The 23,033-nt window shown below is 53.3% G+C and carries 24 protein-coding genes; all 24 read left to right on the top strand.

Going from position 1 to position 23,033, the window contains the following annotated elements:
* Position 1: 1 nt before the first annotated feature.
* On the top strand, positions 2-697 hold the full coding sequence (locus H6507_06955; protein ID MCB9368825.1) for a hypothetical protein: 696 nt from the start codon (positions 2-4) through the stop codon (positions 695-697).
* A complete protein-coding gene (locus H6507_06950; protein MCB9368824.1) occupies positions 694-1,998 on the top strand; it encodes a FliI/YscN family ATPase in 1,305 nt (434 codons plus the stop codon). The genes H6507_06955 and H6507_06950 overlap by 4 nt, the downstream gene beginning before the upstream one ends.
* On the top strand, positions 1,999-2,442 hold the full coding sequence (locus H6507_06945) for a flagellar FliJ family protein (protein ID MCB9368823.1): 444 nt from the start codon (positions 1,999-2,001) through the stop codon (positions 2,440-2,442).
* On the top strand, positions 2,439-3,056 hold the full coding sequence (locus H6507_06940) for a hypothetical protein (protein ID MCB9368822.1): 618 nt from the start codon (positions 2,439-2,441) through the stop codon (positions 3,054-3,056). Before H6507_06945 ends, H6507_06940 begins: the two co-directional genes overlap by 4 nt.
* On the top strand, positions 3,053-7,285 hold the full coding sequence (locus tag H6507_06935) for a hypothetical protein (protein MCB9368821.1): 4,233 nt from the start codon (positions 3,053-3,055) through the stop codon (positions 7,283-7,285). The genes H6507_06940 and H6507_06935 overlap by 4 nt, the downstream gene beginning before the upstream one ends.
* Before the next feature lie 120 nt (positions 7,286-7,405).
* Positions 7,406-7,630, top strand: coding sequence for a hypothetical protein (locus H6507_06930; protein ID MCB9368820.1), 225 nt, complete (start codon positions 7,406-7,408; stop codon positions 7,628-7,630).
* 1 nt (position 7,631) lies between these two features.
* Positions 7,632-8,351: a hypothetical protein gene (locus tag H6507_06925; protein ID MCB9368819.1), complete on the top strand. Its 720-nt coding sequence runs from the start codon at positions 7,632-7,634 to the stop codon at positions 8,349-8,351.
* A gap of 4 nt (positions 8,352-8,355) precedes the next feature.
* A complete protein-coding gene (locus H6507_06920) occupies positions 8,356-8,757 on the top strand; it encodes a hypothetical protein (protein MCB9368818.1) in 402 nt (133 codons plus the stop codon).
* Positions 8,758-8,837: 80 nt separating this feature from the next.
* The gene (locus H6507_06915; protein MCB9368817.1) at positions 8,838-10,511 is read left to right on the top strand and encodes a flagellar hook protein FlgE; all 1,674 of its coding nucleotides are present in this window, start codon (positions 8,838-8,840) and stop codon (positions 10,509-10,511) included.
* Positions 10,512-10,669: 158 nt separating this feature from the next.
* The gene (locus tag H6507_06910; protein ID MCB9368816.1) at positions 10,670-11,215 is read left to right on the top strand and encodes a flagellar basal body-associated FliL family protein; all 546 of its coding nucleotides are present in this window, start codon (positions 10,670-10,672) and stop codon (positions 11,213-11,215) included.
* 6 nt (positions 11,216-11,221) lie between these two features.
* A complete protein-coding gene (fliM, locus tag H6507_06905; protein ID MCB9368815.1) occupies positions 11,222-12,211 on the top strand; it encodes a flagellar motor switch protein FliM in 990 nt (329 codons plus the stop codon).
* Positions 12,204-13,079: a flagellar motor switch protein FliN gene (fliN, locus tag H6507_06900; protein MCB9368814.1), complete on the top strand. Its 876-nt coding sequence runs from the start codon at positions 12,204-12,206 to the stop codon at positions 13,077-13,079. Before fliM ends, fliN begins: the two co-directional genes overlap by 8 nt.
* 2 nt (positions 13,080-13,081) lie before the next feature.
* Positions 13,082-13,423 (top strand): flagellar biosynthetic protein FliO, encoded by a 342-nt coding sequence (gene fliO, locus H6507_06895; protein MCB9368813.1) that lies wholly within the window; start codon positions 13,082-13,084, stop codon positions 13,421-13,423.
* A 29-nt stretch (positions 13,424-13,452) separates the two neighbouring features.
* On the top strand, positions 13,453-14,154 hold the full coding sequence (gene fliP, locus H6507_06890) for a flagellar type III secretion system pore protein FliP (protein ID MCB9368812.1): 702 nt from the start codon (positions 13,453-13,455) through the stop codon (positions 14,152-14,154).
* An 8-nt stretch (positions 14,155-14,162) separates the two neighbouring features.
* Positions 14,163-14,432, top strand: coding sequence for a flagellar biosynthesis protein FliQ (fliQ, locus tag H6507_06885; protein ID MCB9368811.1), 270 nt, complete (start codon positions 14,163-14,165; stop codon positions 14,430-14,432).
* On the top strand, positions 14,429-15,283 hold the full coding sequence (locus H6507_06880; protein ID MCB9368810.1) for an HDOD domain-containing protein: 855 nt from the start codon (positions 14,429-14,431) through the stop codon (positions 15,281-15,283). Before fliQ ends, H6507_06880 begins: the two co-directional genes overlap by 4 nt.
* 5 nt (positions 15,284-15,288) lie before the next feature.
* Positions 15,289-16,071, top strand: coding sequence for a flagellar biosynthetic protein FliR (gene fliR, locus H6507_06875; protein ID MCB9368809.1), 783 nt, complete (start codon positions 15,289-15,291; stop codon positions 16,069-16,071).
* A gap of 3 nt (positions 16,072-16,074) precedes the next feature.
* The gene (gene flhB, locus H6507_06870; GenBank protein MCB9368808.1) at positions 16,075-17,145 is read left to right on the top strand and encodes a flagellar biosynthesis protein FlhB; all 1,071 of its coding nucleotides are present in this window, start codon (positions 16,075-16,077) and stop codon (positions 17,143-17,145) included.
* Between the two features lie 6 nt (positions 17,146-17,151).
* Positions 17,152-19,245, top strand: coding sequence for a flagellar biosynthesis protein FlhA (flhA, locus tag H6507_06865; GenBank protein MCB9368807.1), 2,094 nt, complete (start codon positions 17,152-17,154; stop codon positions 19,243-19,245).
* Positions 19,246-19,251: 6 nt separating this feature from the next.
* Positions 19,252-20,445, top strand: a complete 1,194-nt coding sequence (locus H6507_06860; protein MCB9368806.1) for a hypothetical protein — start codon at positions 19,252-19,254, stop codon at positions 20,443-20,445.
* A gap of 7 nt (positions 20,446-20,452) precedes the next feature.
* On the top strand, positions 20,453-20,713 hold the full coding sequence (locus H6507_06855) for a hypothetical protein (protein MCB9368805.1): 261 nt from the start codon (positions 20,453-20,455) through the stop codon (positions 20,711-20,713).
* Positions 20,714-20,723: 10 nt separating this feature from the next.
* Positions 20,724-21,491 (top strand): FliA/WhiG family RNA polymerase sigma factor, encoded by a 768-nt coding sequence (locus tag H6507_06850; protein ID MCB9368804.1) that lies wholly within the window; start codon positions 20,724-20,726, stop codon positions 21,489-21,491.
* A 30-nt stretch (positions 21,492-21,521) separates the two neighbouring features.
* The gene (locus H6507_06845) at positions 21,522-21,809 is read left to right on the top strand and encodes a hypothetical protein (GenBank protein ID MCB9368803.1); all 288 of its coding nucleotides are present in this window, start codon (positions 21,522-21,524) and stop codon (positions 21,807-21,809) included.
* A complete protein-coding gene (locus H6507_06840; protein ID MCB9368802.1) occupies positions 21,790-23,031 on the top strand; it encodes a hypothetical protein in 1,242 nt (413 codons plus the stop codon). Before H6507_06845 ends, H6507_06840 begins: the two co-directional genes overlap by 20 nt.
* Positions 23,032-23,033 lie beyond the last annotated feature (2 nt).

Below are 23,033 nucleotides of genomic sequence, written 5' to 3'. Positions count from 1 at the left end.
CATGGGAAGAATCTTAAAACTATCTGATGATTCACATGTGCGCCCCGCGCAGTTCGAAAACTTCGCCGACCGCCCCGTGAACTACTTCCGAGAGATCGTGCAGGACCCCGCGCGGTCCATGAAGTCGTCGCTTGCTGACTCGAATATCGCGCTGCGTATTCCTATCTCGGAAAAACGTAAACATGCGGCGGAAATTGAGCGCGCCCGTCTCGATGGTATCGAGCAGGGCAAAGCGATCGGCCGGGAAAGCGCTCAGCAAGAGCTTGCGCCGGCTTTGGAGCTGATGCAAAACTATGCTACCATGCTCGCTGCCGAGCGTGCCGATTTGGCCGCACGGCTTGAATCACAGTTGATCGCGCTCGCGACGCAAATGGCCGAGCGAATCCTGAATGCCGAACTTAGCGTGAAACCCGAGTTGCTTGCGGAAATCGTCAAGAACGCTTTCCGTTCATTAGGCGAAGCAAATCAAGTGACCGTCCGAGTTCACCCCAAGGACCTCGCAATATTGCAGGAGCGCGCACAGGAAGTTGCCCAACAACTTGCCTCGTCAGCTTCCTTGACGCTGCGTCCCGATGACAGTTTGATGCGCGGCGATTGCCTGATCGACTCAGATATCGGTTCGCTGGATGCAAAACTCAGCACGCAGCTTGAAACTCTAAAACAACAGCTTGAGATTTCTCTGGGTAAGAACGAGTGAATGACCTCATTGCACAAGCACGAGACGTTTTGAACGTAGCCACTCCGGTTCGCGCTGTCGGTCGCGTCAATTGCGTTCGCGGCCTCGTCCTCGAATCGAAGGGACCGCGTGCCGCCGTAGGACACTTGTGCAAGATCGTCACGGAGCAAGGTGACCGTTTGGCGGAAGTTGTCGGATTCGACGGCTCCACGACTTTGCTCATGGCGCTCGAAGATTTGGCAGGCGTTTGTCCCGGAGATGAGGTGGTCGATCTTGGCCGCAAACAGCTTGTTCCGGTCGGCAAAAAGCTGCTCGGTAGAGTAATAAATAGTTTGGGTGAACCCATCGACGGCAAGGGTGATATCATTGCCGACGCCTATCGGCCGCTTAACAACGAAAGTCCCAATCCGTTGACAAGGCCGCGCGTCAAGTCTCCGTTGCAAATGGGCGTGCGCGCGATTGACGGCCTATTGACGTTCGGAGAAGGACAACGTGTCGGGATTTTTGCCGGCAGTGGAGTAGGGAAGAGTGTTTTGCTCGGAATGATGGCACGCAACACAAACGCCGACGTCATTGTCACAGGTCTTGTCGGCGAGCGCGGCCGTGAGGTCAGAGACTTTATTGAAGACGCGCTTGGACCGGAAGGGTTGGCGCGTTCCGTAGTCGTGTGTGAAACATCGGATCGCTGGCCATTGCTGCGAATAAAGGGCGCACTCGCCGCGACGGCCATTGCAGAGTACTATCGCGATCAAGGTTTGCGTGTGTTGTTGATGATGGACAGCATTACGCGAGTCTGTCACGCCATGCGCGAAGTCGGGCTGTCACTCAATGAACCGGTTGCGACGCGCGGTTATCCTCCTTCGGTTTTTGCGGCGCTTCCAAAGTTGTTGGAGCGTACTGGAAACTCGGAGAAAGGTTCTATCACTGCCATTTACACGGTACTGGTCGATGGCGACGATATGATGGAGCCTGTCGCCGATACCATGAGAAGTATTCTCGATGGACACGTCGCGCTTTCAAGAAAGATTGCCGCCAAAGGCCATTTCCCCGCCATTGATGTCTTGAACAGCATCAGTCGCGTGATGCCGCAGGTTACGTCCCGGGAACATATGGCCGCGGTAACCAAAATCAAAGAATGGCTGTCGGCCTATCAGGAAGGCGAAGACCTGATTTCCATCGGCGCGTACGTTCGCGGCGCCATGCCGCTGTTGGATCAGGCAATTGAAAAACTGCCGGCGATTCACAATTACCTGCGACAGGACATGAACGAGTCGTCCTCATTTGAAGAGTCGCTCTCCGGTTTGGCGGAGCTGGTGTCATAGGTGAAGAAATTCCGTTTTAGTCTCGAACGAGTGCGGCGGGTTCGCAAAATTCAAGAAACGCTCAGACTGTCCGAACAAAAGAGGGCGGAGCGGGCGCTCAAGGCACAGCAGGAAAAACTGACGATGTTCACGAACGAACGAGACGTCCAATGTGTCACAATGGAAGCCACGTTCAAAAAGGAATTCCGCGTTGCCGACCGCCAAACGGACTGGAAGTACTTGGAGAGAATCGATCGCATCGTCGGCTATCAGTCCGGAGTTGTAAAGGAATATAAGCAGCACGAGCATGCCGCACGATTAAAATTCATGGAAGCGCGCCAAAAATCACTGGGTCTCGACAAACTCGGGGACAAGAAGCGCGAAGAATGGCAGAAGGAACTGATAAGTTTAGAGCAGAAAATCGCGGACGATAACCCGCGAAAGTCTAACACGATCCACAAATGAAGAAACTGCTACCCAAAATTGGCTTATATGTCGGCACGTTCGTCGTTATCAACGTGGCCATGTACTTTCTGCTCATGTTCACACAACCTGAACCGGTCGCGCATGATGAAGAAGCTGGCGCCGATTCGACGTTGACTCACGAAGAAGCCGTGCCTGAGATACATGAGGACGCGGAATTTGATCACGCTCCTGATGAAGAACAGGTTCAGCAAGATTTAGCTGAAGAGTCGCACGACGACCACTCCGAAGATCACTCTGGCGATGTGCATGCTGAAGACTCAGGGGAGCAGACCGGCATGGATACCGAGCAGGAAACAGCTCAAATCGAGCAGCCGCAAGACTCCGAGCCGAACGTGCTTGATCAGGAGGTCGCGTTGGAAGACACTCCGAAATCAACTGCGGAGATTGCGAAACTCGCAAAAGTGCTGGAAGGCATGAAACCTGCCGAAGCCGCGGTGATTGCCGAACGGCTTCCAACCAATACCATTGTGGAACTTGTGATGCGAATGAAGAGCCGCAGCGGCGCAAAGATGATGGCTTCCTTGCCAGTGCCGGTTGCGGCGTCGGTGGCCACAAAGATGGCAGAACTGTCCGGTACAAAAAACCCGTCATGAATCTAAAACTCGACAAGCTGTTCAAAGCGAATCTCCCAGTCGGGAACGCGACTCAGAGCTCCAAGAAAGGTGGCTCTGAGTTTGTGTCGCTCTTGTCGAGCGAATTGTCCAAGGCACCACCTTCAAAAAAATCCATTCTGACAGAGAATTCGAACAAGCCGCCGGTTTCCAAACCGGCGGTTTCTTTTGCGAAACGCTATAGTAAGCCCGATACGGACTTGCAAGACAAGTTAAAGTCTGACAAAAAGGAATCCCCGAAAACGGACACGGGGTCCGAGCCAAAGAAAGAGCCGGTTTCTGTCCGAAAGAGTCGAATCACGGGAACAGAGACGCGTCAAGTCGCCGCGCCTGCGATTCTCTCGACTCTGCCGCCAGCGGATCAAGCTGGACTAGAGGAGTCAGTTGCCGACATTCAGCCAGTGATGGGCAATGCACCAAAGGCCACGACGAACACTGTGCAGGCAGCAAAGTCATCACTAGTACAAAATGCTCTTGAAAAGAAGGACGTAACGCAGCAGGGAGCACCTCCGCTGCGAGCAGCGTCTAAGCATCAGCCACTTATAACGGCAAATCCGAAGAGCAAACTTCCGGAGCATCATGAGACGACCGAGTTGAATGCTCCGAAAGAAGAACCGGAACAACAGTCTCCCTCGCAGAGACCAAACGTTTCGTCTGCTCGTGTTCCAACTAACACCTCAAAGCCCGCGCACACTGGCGACCTTGCGAACGAAAAGGCTTCTATACTCACAAGCACAGAGAAAGCTGATCCGAGCGTGGTTGAGGACAAACTCCCTCCAACCCGTCCGACATTTCAAAGTTCGCGGCAAAGCACGTACTCAATAGGCGATTCAATACAGAAGTCCGCATCCCCGAAGGTTGCAAGACAGGTTCCAAGCGAACAACAAACGCCGCAACTGAAAACGGTGCAAGAGAGTGTACCGCATGGCATAACTGAACTCAATGCTGAGAACGTTTTGCCAAAGAGCAAACACGTTGGTGAAAAAGCTCCGGCAACACGTGTCGACCGCTCAGTTCCGACTGTGACTCGAGGATATGTTCACTCTACCAGTAGTCGGGCAACCCGGAACGAGGTCACGACGCAACAGACTATGCGGGCGCAGACTTCACCCCGTAGCTCTGAACATGAAGTGGTCCTGCCAAGAGTTGCAGAAAACGGGAGCGAAGACATTCGCCGCCAAGCGACGCCGCAGCAACAGAGAGACAATGTTCACAGTACTGAAGTAGTGGCTCACAAGGTAAGTCGATCACAAGCACTTCCAAAGAATGCCCTTGTGAAAGAGACCTTTGTAAACGTGGCGAAGTCCAAAGAGCAAGTCTTGCCGGAAGTCGATGCCAAATCAGAAGGCGTAACCGCGCGGATCGTGCCGAGCGCCAATCGTCCCAGCACAGCAAAGGACTTGACCGCGAGGTCGAACAGCGACCTTACTCTTAGCACTCCAACAACGGTTCGGCCAAAAGATCAAAACACGCTCAACAATTCGCACGCAAAGATATTGGGCGACACTCCGAAAAGCGCGGCATCCGAAAACACCAAAACAACTGCAACCGAACCCGTTCGGGACAGAACAAGTGCGTTCACAACGCCTGTGACTCCTGAGAAAGTTGTTGCGACCAAGGATGGCAAAGCGCCGGCAACACACCAAGCACGACCGTGGACTCCAACCAGCCATCGAAATATTGTTGATGAAGTTGTTGAGCATTACACCAACCGTGCAACGACGCCGGAAAGTGACGGAACTTATATAGCGGATTCTCAACTGGAACCTAACGAGCGGCCTGTTACGAAACCTGAGATTGGTGCAAGCTCAGTTCGTGCGAGCGACCGCAAGGAAGTTCCCGCGCGACAGTCCCAGGCAAAGTCCGTGAATCAAAAGCTGAGTCAACCTGAAAAACAGAACAGCCAGACAGGTGAGGTTGTACTGGAGCATCTTGCTGAGGTCAAGACGGAAACTAAGCAGAGTGTTCAGGCAAGCAGGGTCGAAACTCAAAAGCCAGTTTTAGAAGAGACTCGAGTATCCTCGGACAACCAAATTGCTACAACAGCACCCATCGATCGGAAAGGAAACTCGCAGCCCAAGGTAACAAATGATACTCGCGAAGCACGAAGTTTCGCGCGTGCCGGGCAACCGCCGGTGAAGTTGCCTGCTCAACCGTTGGTCGAACCTGCACCACTCGTACATGCAACCGAGAAGAAGGGTGATGTCGTCCGAATCGTGACTAACGAGCAAAACGAGTCTTCTGAGATGATGTCGCCTAAGGAAGTTCTGGGCTACAAGTTTGTTCCCAAAGACTCACGTGCTCCGCAACAAACTTCCGCGAATGCAGGCAATGCAGTTGTTTCCAACGAAGTGGAATCGGACACTAAAATTGATGCGCTTCGGTACAATCGTGCCACTCAGAACTCACAAAGCCGTGTTGCACATACCGTGTTGCTTGACTCAAAAGACAGGGATGGTGCGAAGCATAATCAAGAAGTAATTGCGCCAACCACGAAGACGAGCGAGTTGCCGGCAGTCTCCGTACCAAAGATGCCTATTGCGAACGATGCGCCGGAACTCTTATCCGAACCTGAAGTCGCTCGAGGTATTGAAACCACGCATGAGAGCAGTGAGTATGGTATTGGTAAGGCTGCTCCTCAATACAAAGTTGTCTCCACACACGTGCAAAAGCCAATTGAAGCTATTCGCGTTCCCGAAACTGCTGCTGCAAAACTTGCTGCGAAATCGGAGGTGCACAGCCCACCCGCATCCGAAAGCAAGCAGTCAGTCAATAATGCGGCCAGTGAGCCAGTGGTGAATTCAAAGAGTTCCGCTAACTCTGCCCTACATTCCATTTCTTCCCTGAAACCCGTTAAGACGGCTACTCCAAAAGAGAACCACACAAGTTTGGAACATATGTTTGCGGGTTCCGAAGAGGCAACAGAAATTCTTTTGAATGACAAAAGCGACGTCAGCGCAAAAGTGAGTCCCACGGCAAGGGAAGTCAGAAACACGTCGCCAACTTCAATGTTGAACAAAGCTCCGTTATCTGGCCCCACAACAAAATATGCGGAACCAGTCATATCGGCCACTGCAAATTCAAGCGAAACCAAGCAAGCTCCGCTGCCGGTCACTTCGCGTGCTGCGAAAGCAATGGAAACCATTGTTCCCAAGAACACGGATATCCGCGAGAATGCGGAAACTCCGCGAATGGATATGCAGAAGGTTTCCGTTGATTCACAAAAGGGCGAAAATAGAAACAATGTTTCTTTTGCGCCGCTGCCCAAGAATGTGAACACCGTCAGCAAAAGTGAAAACATTGTGACCGAGACTAAGCCTGCTGACTTGCCAAAACAAAATACGGCGCCGCTTGAGTCCACCAGCCCTGAGGCCCGCAATGTTACCAAGAATACGCTGAATAATCTGCGCGCTCCTGCGCCTGCACTCGTCCGCGATGCGGTGCAGATCGCGACTCCGAATGTCTCACCTGACTCACGCACGATAGTTCCGCTGTTTGCGCAACCGCAGCCGTTCGCGCAGTCTGTTCGCAACGATTCAAGTTCGTCCGCGAAGCCAGAGCCCAAGGCCGAACGGCCCGTGCAAGCCGTGAATGCAAATGAGGCGGAAAGAAGTCCGCAGTCCACAAATCAAAATGGTGGGGATGCTTCGTCTCAAAATACCGAGCGCGATCATTCGCAAGCAGGTTTCAAACCAATCGTCGAGAGTTCGCCGCAGAATATACAGCATACTTCGTCCGCACGCACTCAGAGCATGCAGCAGCACGCGCTGAACGAATCTCTGAAAGCCGCGCTGCAGCAGGCCCTTGATATGTCGCGCAAACGACTCGTGGAACCCAACGAACTGAGGCTGTCTGTACCTCTCGGCGAATTGGGAACGATGGACATCGACGTCGTGCGGGAAACCGAGAAAATCTCAATCCGCATCGGTGCCGATCACAAAGCACTGGCGCTGCTCGAAGACCAGAAGCCCTATCTCACTCAATGGCTGCGCGACCAAGGCTATCCCGTCGAGCAGCTTGATCTGTCTCCGCGCTCCAACGGCAACCCGAATTCCGGTTTGACCGGTTCCAACACATCCTCCCAAGACAGCCAAACTTCACGGTCAATGCGTTCCGAGTCGTCCCTGACCGGACAGACCATAGAAATGGCTGATTCTTTCCAGCCTGCCGCTCGCCCGACCAATTCTGGCCAACACGTTTGGACTGCATAGGCTAAAGTTGCCTCGCAGATTCCGAAAAGCATCGGTTTTAGAATACTTAAAGTGAGTATTGACAATTCCTTGAGGTGGAGCTGCCGGTTGGCCTATGCTTTGCTTTATGGGAGTTGAACCATGAGCACGATGTCCCCAAATATGCCACTCTGCGCCTGCGGCAGCAAGAAATTCCGACCCGTTGAGGCCGGAAAATCCCGCACGGGCAAACGCATCTACACAGTCGCATGTGTGGAATGTCAGAAGCGCAAAGACGTCAGCAAGACCGTTTATGCCTTGTGCAAGTACCTCATGACTCATGAGCCAACAAAGGCTTTTCTGCAACTCTTCGAAATGGAGTCGTAAGATGGAAGTCGCAGCAACCACCAGCACATTCAATATTCCATCCACGGATCAAATCAGCTCGCGGCAGGAAACGCTCGACCAGATTGATTTCCTGCAAATGCTGATGGCGCAATTGAAAGCGCAAGACCCGATGAACCCGCTGCAAGGCCACGAATACGCCGCGCAGCTTGCGTCGTTCTCGTCCGTTCAGGAACTGCAAGGCATTCAGTCGTCCCTCGAAGAATCCATCAACATGAATTTGTTGATGACTCAATCGATCAACGGCAATCTGGCCGCCGCGTTGGTTGGAAAAACCGTTCGCGCGCAAAATAACACAGTCAGCGTCGACGGAACCGGTGCGGATTTGAGATTCTCTTTGGCATCCGCCGCTACAGACGTTTCCGTTCAAGTTCAAGATTCGGACGGTAACATCATTCGCACGATCGACGCCAACGCGCGCGAAGCAGGAGACGGTGCTGTCTATTGGGATGGACTTGACGATGCCGGCAACCGCGTACCCGCCGGAGACTATTCGTTTGCTGTGTCTGCCTCGGACGCGAACGGAACCGACGTGTCTGCAACGACCTATGTCGAAGGCATCGTGACCGCAATCAATTACGAAGGCGGACAAGTTACGCTGACCGTGAACGGGCAACAGTTACTCTTGGGCGACATTATGTCCGTGATGGCCGCCGAAGGCGAGTCGTCATCTGATTCTCAAACTGCAACGTATCAAGGCTGACAAAATGAGTTCCGTCGATAGCCTGCTGACTCGCTTGCAGCAAATCCAACCGATCGGAAGTCCGACTTCCGTCGGCAACACGCGGCCGGTCGCGCCGAAAGTTGCCGACAATCGGTTCGATCAACTGCTCGACCAGACTGTCCGGGATTCTCAACCCGTAAAGTTTTCGGCACATGCGCAGAACCGTTTGCAGCACCGCCAAATCAGTCTGACCGAACCGCAGGTCGCTCGCCTCGAAAAGAGCGTGACCACCGCGGCCGACAAAGGATCTGAATCGTCCTTAGTGCTGCTTGACAATCTTGCTTTCATCGTGAGTGTCCGTAACCGGACAGTCGTCACCGCACTCGAACAGGCGCAGACGAATTCTCACGTGTTCACTCAAATAGATAGTGCAGTAATCGCATAAACCAATAATCGGGCCGGTCCTCTTGCAGGAGGCCCCCAAACGGGCGGATCGATTGAAGCCCGGAAAAGGGAAAACCAATTATGATGACATCACTTTTCAGCGCCGTGGCGGGTCTGTCGACCCATCAAACCAAGATGGACGTGATTGGCGACAACCTCGCCAACGTGAACACCATTGGTTTCAAGAGCAGCCGTGTCTCGTTTGCGACAGGCTTCTCGCAGTTGATGAAGCCCGCCGAAGGCCCGCTGGACGGACGGGGCGGCAGCAATGCCATCGAAGTCGGTCTGGGTACTCGCATCAACTCGATTGACCGCGTCTTCGAACAAGGAAACTTCGAAAACACGGGTAGCCGCAACGACCTCGCCATTCAGGGCGACGGCTTCTTCGTTCTGGGCGACGGAGAGCGTCAGTTCTTCTCGCGAGCTGGCAACTTCCAAATCGACGCGGACGGATCGCTGTTGGCGGCTGGCGGCAGAATGCACATCTTGGGTCGGCTCGCCGATCAGGACGGCACGTTGATTTCGTCTTCCGCGGTTGAACCGCTTAAGCTCCCGTTTGGTGAAAAGGACCCTGCTAGGGCTTCGACTGAAATAAGCTACTTCTGCAACTTGGACGCGAATTCTTCCAAGAACCAAACGTATGCGGCGTCGTTCGCGTTCAACGTGGATGGTGTTCCCGCGACCCGCAACACCGAATTGAACAGCATCGCTCAAACGACGGCTGATTTGGATGACGGCGACGTCATTCGTTTGACGGCCACGAAACGTGACGGTACGACTGTTGACTTGGCTTTCACCTACGGTGCGGGCAACGACGGAACGACCATCGGCGACATGCTCGATCATTTCAATTCGTCGCTCGGTTTCGATTCCGAATCGGACAACGGTTCGCGACTGACCATCGATGCCACCGGCAAGCTCGTCTTGAAGGATAATCTCGCCGGCAACAGCGACACCACGATCTCGATTAAGTTTGAAGATTTGGAAGGCACGAACGCTTCAGCGTTGCTTGTCCCGACATTCGTGAATACTGAAACTGGTGTGACCGGTTCGCATTCGACTTCAATCTATGTCTATGACAGTCGCGGCGAGCGCCACAAAGTTGAAGTGAACTTCACGCAGGACACGGCGCAGGAAAATACGTGGAACTGGGAAGCCGTCGTAGATGACGGTGCCGTCGACGAAATCAACAACCGATTAGGTGGAAATTTCGGCACGGTGCGCTTCAACGGCGACGGTTCGCTTCTGAGTTTTGACGGCGGACCCTTGACCTTCACGCCGCCGCAGGCTCAAGCTCTGGTCGTCGATTTGGATGCCGGAACGGTCGGTACGTTTGACGGCATCACGCAGTTCTCGGCTCCCACCACCACGATTGCTTTGCATCAGGACGGTCATGCCATGGGCGTACTGTCCGACTTTACGGTTGACAATTCAGGCAAAATCATCGGCAGCTATTCCAACGGCGTTTCGCGTACGCTCGGTCAGATTGCTTTGGCCCGCTTCGCAAACCCGTCCGGTTTGACGCTCGCCGGTGAGAATATTTACAGTGCGACGGTTAATTCAGGTGATCCGCTGATCGGAGTTGACACGGGAAATGTCAACGAGATCTACTCGGGCTACCTCGAACTGAGCACGGTGGATATGGCGGAGCAGTTTACGGAGATGATTATCGCTCAAAGAGGTTTTCAGGCCGCATCCCGTGTCATCACGGTTGCCGACCAACTCTTGAACGAAGTCACCCAGCTCAAGCGGTAATCTAAGCGGATAGCGGCGCGCCCGCCCCCGGGCGCGCCGCACCGATCCGCATCGCTTGACTGTCTGTTCCTTTCTTTCTTCCACTGACCGTCGCCGTCTTCACCGGTTAGTCCGACCCCAATGGACTTACCACATCATTGCCTCAAAAAAGGTGAGAGATGGCAAAAGAAAAACCCAAGCAACCAGAAGCTGCCGAAGAGCAGGCGGAGCCGAAGAAAAAGTCCCCGTTGATGAAATATCTCATCATCGCCGGGATTCTCATCGCGCAAACTGCCGCCGCTTACTTCATCCAAAAGACGATCTTCTTTCCGGACCAACATTCGGATACCGAACAAGTCGCCGAAGAAGAAGGCGGACACGGTGAAGAAGCCGGCGAAGAGGGCGGACATGGAGAATCCGCGGGCGGCAGCATCGCATTGCTCGACGAAATTATCGTCAACCCCGCCGGGACCGGTGGACGTCGCTTTCTCTCGACGGTCGTCGGCCTGACTCTCAAAGATCCCAAACTCGAAGAAACCGTTGCGGCGCAAATGCCGATTATTCGTGATGCGGCAATCACACTGCTTTCTTCCAAGTCGCTGGACCAGCTCGCCAGCATCGGATACCGTGACTCACTGCGCTCCGAGTTGGTTGCCACGATTAACGGTTTGGTCAAGGAAGAACCCGTCACGGGTGTTGTCTTCTCAACCTACGTCCTGCAATAGGCAATCATGAGCAAAATCCTCACACAAGAAGAAATTGATTCGCTGCTCCGCAACGTTGCGTCCGGCGATTCAATTGAAGCTGCTCCGGGAGCCGGTGAGAAGCCGATACACCTCTACGACTTCAAACACCCGGACCGCATTTCAAAAGACCAGCTTCGCGCGCTTCGTACTATTCACGACAGTTTCGCGTGCGCCTTCGGCACTTATCTTTCGGGAACTCTCCGCACGCTCGTAGACATCAACTTGCTGTCGATCGATCAAGCCGCGTATTCGGAATACATGCTTTCGTTGTCCGTGCCGTCATGTTTGTACATCATTTCCTCGAACCAATTGAAAGGTTCCATCATTCTGGAAGTCTCCCCGCAGTTCTCACTGTTGGTTGTGGACAGATTGCTGGGCGGACTTGGTTCGCGTCAGGAAATCATGCGCGAAATGACGATCATCGAGCAGACGATCCTGCGCCGTGTCATTGAATCCGGACTCGCTTCACTTTCCGACGCGTGGCGATCGGTTCAGCCGATGTCGCTCTACGTCGAATCCTACGAGGCAAATCCGCAGTTCGTTCAGATCGCGCCCGCGTCCGAATCGGCCGTCGTGATTTCCTGCGAAATCGTCGTCCGCGATTTCACGTATCCCATGAATCTCTGTTTCCCGTATTTCGTGCTCGAACCCATGATGACCAACCTGACGACCGGTTGGACGAACATGAGCACGAAGCAGATTAGGCCCGAAGAAAAAAATGAGCTCGTTGAACGCGTGCGGCTTAGCAAATTGCCCGTCCGCGCACAACTGGGCTCGACCATGCTCAACATGTACGACTACTTGTCCCTCAAGATCGGCGACGTCCTGCTGCTCGACCAGAGGACGGACGACCCCGTGAAAGTCTGGGTTGACAAGAAAGTGAAGTTTTGGGCCGAACCGGGCAACGCCAAACATCAACAAGCCATTCGCATCACGCGAGTAATCTCTGATCAGGAGGAAATCGTCCATGAGTGAAGTCTTTCATAATGCCGTAACAGAAGACTCGCGCGTCAAAGCGGAACGACACTTTTCGGAACAGTTCCGAAAGAGCCTTGGATCGTTCATTGAACGTCAGCTCGAAGTAGTTCTCGACGGTCCGTTTGCCTTTGACTTCAAGGAAGTCAAGGCATATCTGCCCGGTGAAGTCGTCATGTGCACGATTTCGACCGTGGATATGTCGCTCGGCAAAACCCACTTCTTCATGACCAAGGAAGCGGCGGCAACCATCGCCGATCTGGTTAACATGGGAGAAGGCAACGCCGAGTTCATCCCCGAAGAGCACCTCGAAACGATTCGCGACTTGTTTAAGGAAACCGTGAGCGGCTACTTCGGCGACGTCGCAAAGGCAGGCGGCCCCCATCAGTTGGCCGAAGAAGCCAAAGCGGTTTTGATTGATATGTCGCCCGCGGACTTCGTTGGTTCGTGGACGGTCAGCGTATTGAGTCTTGGACCCAATCCGAATGTTACGATTGTCAAAGTCACGAGCAACGAGCTGATTGATGCTCTCTTCCCTCCGCGCACGGAGCCGAAGAAGAGCGCCAAAGGCGAACAAGGTGCCGACGTGATCGATCCTTCGGTCAAGAAGGAAATGAGTTTAGTTATGGATATCGAGCTTCCGATCTCAATCGAACTCGGACGCACGCATATGCTGATTCGCGACATCGTAAAACTGTCGCCGGGATCGGTCGTTGAGCTGGACAAACTCTCCGGCGAACCGGTCGATCTATACGTCAACAACAAGCGCTTCGCACGCGGCGAAGTCGTTGTTATCGAAGAGAACTTCGCGGTTCGTATCACGGACCTGATTAATCCCGAAGAGCGTTTCGCGAGCAGCAAGAACTAAACATGGGTGTTGACGTCCTAAGAACGTTTGCCGCGTTGGCCTTTGTAATCGGATTGATTTTCGTACTGGCATGGGCCTATCGCAAATACCTTCCGACAGGTTCGCCGACGGGCAAAGAGCAGGAGGGTTGGCGCATGCTGGGATCGCGCATGCTTGGTCCCGGACGCCAAGTGGTCGTTCTTGAAGTCGGCACAAAACTTTTGCTGGTCGGAATGACTAAAGAAACTATGACACCGCTCATGGAAATTGACGGCGAGGAAGATTGCAAACTTGTTGCGAATGCCCTGGCGTCAAAATCCGGAAGTTCGTTTGCGGACGTTTTGAAGAGGACCCGCGGGCAGTGAAACGCTCTTTCATTATTCTGTCCGTGTTGATGTTCGCGCCTGCTCTTCTGGCGCAAACGTTACCGACGGTTTCAATTCAAATGGACAGCAGCCCCGATCCGGCGAAAACCGTGACGACGCTGCAAATCGTCGGTTTGATGACGATGCTGGCGCTTGCGCCCGCGTTGGTCCTGATGATGACGAGCTTCACCCGCATCATCGTCGTCTTTCACTTCTTGCGCCAAGCGATGGGCGCGGCGCAAGTGCCGCCCGCGCAATTGATGGTCGGGCTTGCTCTGATTCTGTCTTTCTACATCATGTCGCCCGCGATCAACGAAGCGAATACGAATGCTTTGCAGCCGTATCTGCGCGGCGAAGTTGAGCAGAAGGCGGCATGGGAATTGGCGGCCAAGCCATTTAAGGAATTCATGATGAAGCAAGTTCGCGAAAAAGACCTTGCGCTCTTCTCACAGATGGCGAACGACGCCGCGCCGACGAACGCGTCCGAAATCACAATGTCCGTTCTGCTTCCCGCGTATGTCGTCAGCGAACTGCGCATCGCCTTCCAGATCGGATTTGCGATTTATCTTCCGTTCCTGATTATTGACATGGTTGTTTCGTCGGTACTGCTCGCAATGGGTATGATGATGCTGCCGCCTGTTACCGTTAGCTTGCCGTTCAAGATTTTGCTCTTCGTAATGGTTGACGGCTGGTATTTGCTGGTACAATCTCTCGTACAGAGTTTTCACTAAGGACTAAGATGACTCAAGAACTCGCCGCGTACTTGACAAGCCACGCGCTGTCCACGGCTCTGGTAGTTTGCGCGCCTATGCTTTTAGCGGGTATGATTGTCGGTGTCGCGGTCTCGATCTTTCAAGCCGTGACCCAAATCAATGAAATGACGCTCGCGTTCGTGCCAAAGATTGTCGTGACGGCGCTTGCTCTGCTTGTGTTCATGCAGTGGATGGCCGCCAAGTTGGTGGACTTCATGCAATACATATTCGCACTTATCCCGAGTATCGCAAAATGAAATCACGTGAAGAAGTGTTGCAAACACTCCGCGATCTGAAGACTCTGCCTTCGTTGCCGGAAGTCGCCGCCAAAGTTCTTGAGCTTTCAAATGATTCCGAGGTGTCGCCAAAAAGCATCTCGGACACGGTCGAGAAAGATCCCGCCATCGCGACACGTTTGCTAAAACTGGTCAATTCTCCTTACTACGGAATTCGCGGAACGATGACCAGCGTGCAGCAGTCCGTAATTTTCCTTGGTGTCTCCAACTTAAGAAATCTCGTTCTGTCCACGTCCGTCTTGGATCTTTTTGATCAAGAGGTGCGTGTCGGTTCGTTTTCGATCAAAGAACTGTGGGTTCATTCTCTCGCGACGGCCTGTGCGGCCCGCGAGTTGTGCAAGGAACTCCGGCTTGCTGATCCTGAAGTCGCGTTTTCCGCCGGCCTGATTCATGACATTGGAAAAATTGTCATGGACCAGCACATGCACGAAGATTTCCAACGCGTCGTTTCCCTCATGGATAGACATAACGCGTCCATGTTGGATGCGGAGACTGCGGTGCTGGGTGTGGACCACGCTGAAATCGGCTATTTCCTCGCGTCGCGTTGGTCTCTACCCGAAGTCTTGCAGGAGACTATCGGCTTTCATCACGCGCCGGCGCGAGCGACCAATCACAAACAGATTGCTGCTCTCGTAGGCTATGCCGACCACGTCGTGCGAACTCTGAAACTCGGAAATGGCGGCGGAGAATCTCCGGCACTCGCGGCGGATTTCAGTGTTGTGCTGCCGCTTGAAGACGGTAAGCTCGAAGAATTCACGGAGAACATCGAAGAGTCCCTTCGTGAGCAGGTTCAGTCACTCGAAGCTCTATAGTTGATATGGATCTGCCGGTTGGCATATCGTCCGTTGAACATTTTGTTCTGATCTTTGTCCGGATTTCGGCGGCCCTTGCTGTGCTGCCTATTTTTAAGCATAAGGCCGTCCCGGCCATGCTAAAAGCGGGACTTGCATTGGCTTTGACATTCCTGATTGCACCAAGTGTGCCGCTAACCACAGTCGCAAAAACCGGTACGATTGCGGACTATTTGTTGATGGGAATGTCGGAAACGGTGTGCGGGCTGCTGATGGGATTTGCCGGTCAATTCATTTTCTACGCGATTGAAATCTGCGGACGCATTCTCGGTCTGCAATCAGGATTGTCGATTGTCGCGACTATTGATCCGAATATTGAAGGGCAGTCCGATGTGCTGACGCAAGTCTACGAGCTTATGGCCATTCTGGTGTTTCTTTCCATTAACGGGCATTTGATGCTCTTGCAGACTTTGCGCGCCAGTTTTGACACGATTGCTGTCGGATCGTTGTCACTTGACGGAAAGCTCGCAGAATGGTCCGTTTCGCAGGCCGGAATCGTTCTTTCGCATGGCGTGCAACTCGCCGCCCCGATGATGGTTACGCTTTTCTTGAGCGACGTCGCCCTGGGCATATTAACTCGCGTGGCGCCGACCATGAACGTGTTCGTGCTGGGATTTCCTATGAAGATCGGTATCACGTTGATGTTTGCCGCGCTGACTGCCGGTACGATTGCGAGTATCTTTGCGAACCAATACCGGGATTTCGCAATTGAACTTCCCGGTTTCTTGAGAGTCTTAGCAGGAAGCTGATGCATGTTTGATCGCGATTCAAAAACTGAAAAACCTACTCCACGGCGCCGGCAGCAGGCGCGTGAAAAGGGTTCGGTCGCGCGGTCTCAAGATCTGAATTCGGCCGTCCTGCTGCTCGGAGCGGCCATCTCGCTTTCAGTGCTGGGTTCCGGTATTATCAACGGACTCGGCGAAATGCTGAAAGATATGATTCGCCGATCCGGTTCATTAAGGTTTGAGAATGGTCAAGGCATTTCGATATTTCAACAAGAAATCACAGTCGTTGGCAAAGTGATCTTTCCGTTCCTACTGTCGATTCTGGTCATCGGATTGGTCGTGAATATTTCTCAAGTGGGTTTCAAGGTGTCGTGGAAGGCTGCCGCGCCGCAGTGGAACCGCCTGAACCCGCTGTCAGGTTTCAAACGGTTCTTTTCCGTCCGCGCGTTGGTAGAACTCGGTAAAAGCCTGTTGAAGCTCACCTTTGTCGGACTCGCTCTTTATTTCGCGATCAAAGCGTCGGCCCTGCAAGCACCGTGGCTCTTTTATATGCCGACCGATCAGGTTATTGGCGAAATCGGCCGTTTGCTGGACAACTTGTTTATCTATGCCGCTCTTGCGCTTATGTTGATCGGTTTTGCCGACTTCGCCTACCAGAGATACGATCACGAGCAATCTCTGAAAATGAGCAAGGAAGAAGTCAAGGAAGAAGCGAAACAGCAGGAAGGCGATCCGAAAGTCAAGGGAAAGATTCGCGAGTTGATGATCAAGTCGACTCTAAAGCGAATGATGAAAAACGTTCCTGATGCCGACGTAGTCATCACCAACCCGACGCACATCGCAGTAGCAATCAAGTATGACCGTGAAAAGAACTCCGCTCCAATCGTCGTCGCCAAAGGTGCGCGCAAAGTCGCCGAGCGCATCAAGGAAATCGCGGCCGAGCACGGAGTCCCAATTGTTGAAAACAAGCCTTTGGCCCGAATTCTCTTCAAATCCGTCGACATCGGAATGGAAATCCCGGTAGACCTCTATAAAGCGGTCGCCGAGGTGCTGGCCTACGTATATCGAATCAAGAACAAATTCTTCGGAGTGGCGTAAGGATAAATGAGTACCGCCGCAGCAACTAATACCGCGAAAGCCCGCAAAGGGGGAACCCTCGGCGGCCTGCTGAAACAAAGTGACGTGATTATGGCGCTCGCGCTGGTCGCGATTGTCGTCGTCATGATCATTCCGATTCCGACGTACATGCTGGACATCGCGCTGGCATGTTCGATTTCTTTGTCCTTGGCGATTCTGCTTACTGCGCTCTATGTCGAAGAACCGCTAAAGTTCTCCGTTTTTCCCGGATTGCTTTTGGTCGTCACGCTGTTCCGTTTGGCGTTGAACATTGCGAGTACGAGACTGATTCTGGGACAAGGCAATGCCGGATCTATCATCACGGCGTTCGGAAACTTTGTCGTCGGGGGAAATTATTTCGTCGGTCTCGTCATCTTTATTGTTCTTGTCATTATCAACTTGATTGTTATCACCAAAGGTTCCGGACGTATCGCCGAAGTCGCCGCGCGTTTTACCTTGGACGCTATGCCCGGTAAGCAGATGGCAATCGATGCGGATCTTAATCAAGGCATGATTGACGAGGCGGAAGCCCGCAAACGCCGTGAAAAGATTTCGCGCGAAGCGGATTTCTACGGCGCAATGGACGGTGCTTCCAAGTTCGTGCGTGGAGATGCCGTCGCGGGTCTGTTGATCACGGCGATAAACATACTCGGCGGATTCGGCGTCGGCATGGTGCAAATGGGGCTTTCGTGGCAAGATTCTGCTTCTTCGTTCACGATTCTCACGGTCGGTGACGGACTCGTTTCACAAATCCCCGCACTTCTGATTTCCGTCGCCAGCGGTATCATCGTCACACGTGCCGCGACGGAAGGCAACCTCGGTTCCGATATCACGGGACAATTGATGGGTTATCCGCGCGCGTTGTTCATATCGTCCGGCGTGCTCGCGTTGTTCGCTTTCACTCCCGGCTTGCCGACCGTTCCGTTCCTCATCTTGGCCGCTTCGACGTTTGCGCTTGGTCGCGTGAGTGAATCACGTAAAAAAGAAGTAAAGCAAGAAGCCGAAACTGCCAAGACTGCCGTCCAGAAACCGCAGGATCGCCTCGAAGACTATGTGCTGGTAGATCCGCTCGAAGTGCAAATCGGCTACGGTTTGATCCCGCTCGTGGAAGGCGGTCCCGGTGGTGATTTGCTCGACCGCATCACGGTTTTGCGCAAACAAATGGCCGCCGATTCCGGTTTCGTAATTCCGCCCGTGCGCATTCGCGACAATACGCAGCTCGCGCCAAATGTCTACATCATTCGTATTCGCGGAAGTGAAGCGAGCAGGGGAGAGGTGCGTCCGGGTATGTTGATGGCGCTCTCCGGTGGCGAAGGCGGATTGAAGGTGGAGGGTATTCCGACTAAGGACCCGAGTTTCGGTTTGCCTGCAATTTGGATTTCGCGCGAGCAAAAAGAGCTCGCGCAATCCCGCGGCTATACAGTGGTCGAACCTGCCGCCGTGATCTCAACGCACCTTTCGGAACTCCTGAAAGTCGAAGGCTACCGCTTGATGTCGCGTGAACTCGTGCAAGAGCTGCTCGACGCCGTCAAACGGACGCACAAAGCCGTCGTCGAAGAAATCATCCCCGGTCAGCTTGGTATCGGGCAGGTTCAAAAGGTTCTGCAAAACCTCTTGCGTGAAGGTCTGCCGATTCGAGACATGGCGACGATTCTCGAGACGTTGGCCGACTACGCGCCGATGACCAAAGATCCGGAATACCTCACCGAAGCAGTTCGCTCGGCGCTTTCCAAGGCTATCGCCGAAAAATATGAAGACGAACCGGGCATGTTGTCCGCACTTACAATGGAGCCGAAACTCGAGCAAATGATCGCCGACGGACTCAGAAGCGCCGCCAAAGAAGGCAGCGAGTTCGCATTACCGACCGCCGTTACCCAGCGGTTGATCGGTACGTTGAAGCAACTTGCTCAAGGAATGCTCAACCGAGGCTTCCAACCCATTGTCGTTACAGCTCCCGGAACGAGAGCCTTTATCAAGAAACTGCTTGAAGTGGATCAGCCCAGCTTGATTGTATTATCAACGGCTGAGTTGCCGCCCGCAACGAGAATACAGCCCATGGGCATCGTGAAGATTGAAGGATAACGCACCATGAATACCCGCACATTTACCGCCCGCAGCTTCACCGAAGCTCTCAACAAAATTAAGCAAGAGCTGGGCGAAGGAGCCGTCATCCTCAAATCAGAAAAGAAGACCACCGAGAGTTCTTTCGGTTTGGGAGGGCGTGAATTTGTTGAAGTAACCGCCGCTGACTCTCGCGAACTTAAAGTAGAGCTTGAAAGTGGCACCGAGTTTGCCAATGAACTTGATGTGCAGACTAAAGATGATAACAAAAACCGCCAGTCTTCTGGCCAAACGTATGAAATCGCGCTTTTGAGATCGGAAGTCTCGGCTTTGCGCGATCAGTTGTCAGAGATAGTTAAGCACTTTAAGTACAATAACTTGCCTACAATGCCCGAGAAGCTGTCTCAGTCACTGACCGAGATGACATCCGCCGGTATCGAAAAAGAGCTGGCCACCGACCTGACTGCCGAAGCGCTGGTACAGCTTGGTCCGGAAGCCCTTTTGTCACGGGAAGATATTTCCACATTTGTTATAGCAAAGATGGGACAAATTGCCCCGCCAGCCGCCAATAAAATCACGGCTCGCAACGGCAAACCCTACAAGATTGCCTTGGTCGGAGCTCCCGGTGCGGGCAAGACCTCGCTGCTCCAAAAGCTCGCGACCGACCCGCAAGGCTATGGCAAGCTCAAGATTGGTTTGATTTCGCTCGATACTCACAGACTTGCGGCTATCGAGCAGTTGAAGACATTTGCCCGCGTTTCCGGGCTTCAAATTGAAATCGTCTATCAGCCCAAGGACGTCGCGACCGCACTGAACAAACTGTCCGGCTCGCAGATCATCCTTATCGATTCGCCCGGATGTTCGCCCGGCGAAGACCAACGTCTGAATGATCTTTCGGAGTTGCTGGACGCACTCGATCCCGACGAGACCCATCTCGTGCTGAATTCTACGACTCGCGTTGCGGAGCAAGCCGCCGTAGCCAGACTCTTTCAACAAGTCGGCGTCACGCATATGAGCTTGACACGTTTGGACGAGTCGCAGCAGCCCGGTGCGCTGGTCACAATCTCGCAGCATACCAAGAAACCGTTGGCTTGGTTGTCCAACGGTCAGAAATTTATCGGACAACTGGAGCGCTACAGTCACACGTGGCTGCGCGGAAAGATGTTCGACTCGCAATCACCGTCTTTCGTTTCCCTGAAATCCGTCGCGTCGCATATGTAACTTTGCTATGGCTAAGAAACCTTCATCCGCACTTCATGATTTGTTCGTTTCCCTGCGCAGAGTCATTGTCCTCGTAGTCACGGCTTTTGCCCTTGCCATGGAATGGCCCATGCACATCGTCGCGATTCGCGTCATTGGCCTATGGGCGGTTCTCGTTATTCTGACACAGTCCGCGGAAGTCCTCTTTCAGTACCTAAGCCATCGCGCTCTCATACAACAACATGAAAGCTCCGGTGCCAATCCAACTGGAGGAGCGGCAAGCTCCTAACCGCTGATCTATGAAAGCCATCAACACTGCCGCGAAGAGCTGGGAAGCCTACGTTCGCAATCAAAGTCCCGAATTGCGCGAACAGCTCCTGATGGAGTACCTGCCGATGGTGCGCCGGATGGCCACCCGCTTTCTCGGTACTCTGCCGCGCAGTGTCAGACTTGACGATCTGGTTTCAGCGGGTGTGATGGGACTACTGACGTCCATTGACAATTTTGATCCGACGCTGGGAATAAAGTTCGAAACCTACGCCATGACCCGCATCCGCGGCGCTATGGTGGACAGTCTTCGAGAACTCGATTGGGTCCCGCGTTCGATTCGTTCCAAAGCCCGCAAACTTGAACAGGCCGTAGAGCAAATCACCAACCGGCTTGGCCGTTCTCCCGAAGACGCCGAACTTGCCGAACATCTCGGACTCGACGTCGAAGAATACCGGTCGCTGCTCGACGAAGTCAACGTCGCCGTTCTGCTGTCGCTTGACGACACTCTGAAAGGGCAGGATGGAAGCGAATCGTCGCTGTCGGACTCCACGCCCGATACGACGTTCACCGCGCACGACGAACGGCTCGAAGAACAGGAAGTTCGCGATCTCTTGGTGGACGGACTGCGCGACATGCCCGAACAGGAAAGACTCGTCGTCGCGCTCTATTACTACGAAGAACTTACCCTCAAAGAAATCGGCGAGATTCTCGGTCTCACGGAATCCCGCGTTTCACAAATACACTCCAAAGCTCTACTCGTTTTGCGCGCCAAAGTTCGGACGCGCATGTCCAGCTAATTTACTCACTGAAAGGCGGAGGAAAGCATGGTGTTCCGACCGATTAACAGTGACGATCATACGCGGTTCGTTCCGCCATCTGACCACGTCAAAAAAACTGACGCGTCGCACAAAGGACAAAAACGCGACTTCTCCTATGAGGTCGAGCAAATCGAAGAAGAGAAGCGGGAGCATCCGAAACATCACGAAGAAACCTTCGGAGAAGATACCTTCGAGGCCTCTTCGGAGCAAGAAGAAAATATGAGCGGCAAAAACGAAGAAGAAGACCGCGACCGCCGCACGCCACCCGAATCCGGACATGTTGACGTTCAAATCTAAAATAGCTCTTGCCCTTTTTCTGCTGACCGCGGTTGTGGCCAACGCTGAAGAGCTTTCGTCCGTGCGCTTTGGCTCCCATTCGGGCTTTGACCGCATGGTGTGCGAGTTCACGGGGCCCGTTAAATACGAAATCAAAGAAGTTGACGGCGGCGTCATCGAACTCCATTTGCTGTCCGTCACCGTGGGCGAAAAATTCTTCCTGCCCAAACTTCCTTCGCAAATTAAACTTCTGACAAGTGTCGAGGCTTTCCGCGAGGGTGACACTCATATTGTTCTGGAAGTCCGAGGCACGCAGCCGCTCTATGCGAAAGCCACTGAGCTGAAAGGTCAAACGTGGCGGTTGGCGCTCGATATGTCTAAGCTCAGCGAAAAACCCGCCGAGCCCGAACAGATTCAAGAAGACACGATCTCAACAAACAAACCGCATACAAAATCCAAAGACGACGAAGGCCCCGAATATATTCCCGGCGACCGTCCGATGGAAACTAAATACGCGGACAACGAAGCGGACGTCGAGCACCAACCCGAAAAACTCGAGAACAAGCAGCCCGAGCATGAAAGCGGGAAGGCACTTTCTCCAGAAGAAGCGCCCAAGCAAGAACTACTCGCGGCAGATAGCCTGAAAGCGCTCGAAATTCTGGCCGAGTACTTCGGCATCATGGGCGACTCCGATGCCGCTAAAGAATATGCGTCCATGTACCTCGAGCGCACAGGTCACACGTCTCCCAAACTGGGTGAACAAACGGCTTCTTCTCCGTGGTGGATCACGGCGGCTATCGCTTTCTTCGCCGGACTCGTTGGAGGAGTCTTAGGTTCAAAAATTCGTTGGCCGTTTGGAAAACTTACTCTTCCCGCTTTGAAACTCTTCAAGCGAAATTCTGAAAAGAAGGATAAAAAGAAAGACAAAGCCGACGAGCTCGAAGACGATCTCGAATCACTTGACCGGGCTATTGCCTCCGAAAAGAAATCCGATCCCAAGCCTTCGAAGGACAAGCCAAAGAGCCAAGAGCCTCCGAAGGATGAAAAAGAAGAATCCAAAACCGAAGATGCTCCTGAACCCGCGGCTGAAACCGTCGAAGCGGCCATGAAAGAGTCGCTCATGGATCGCCGGGTAAAACGCGTGCTCGAACTTTCCGCCGAGAAGAAATCACTTGCCGAAATCGCTCAAGAACTTGACATGGGTCAAGACGAAGTTAAACTAATACTTGATTTGAATTCATAAGG

The sequence above is a fragment of the Calditrichota bacterium genome, assembly GCA_020637445.1.
In the GTDB taxonomy this organism is placed as follows: domain Bacteria; phylum Electryoneota; class RPQS01; order RPQS01; family RPQS01; genus JABWCQ01.
This window is presented reverse-complemented; position numbering and strand designations above follow the sequence as displayed.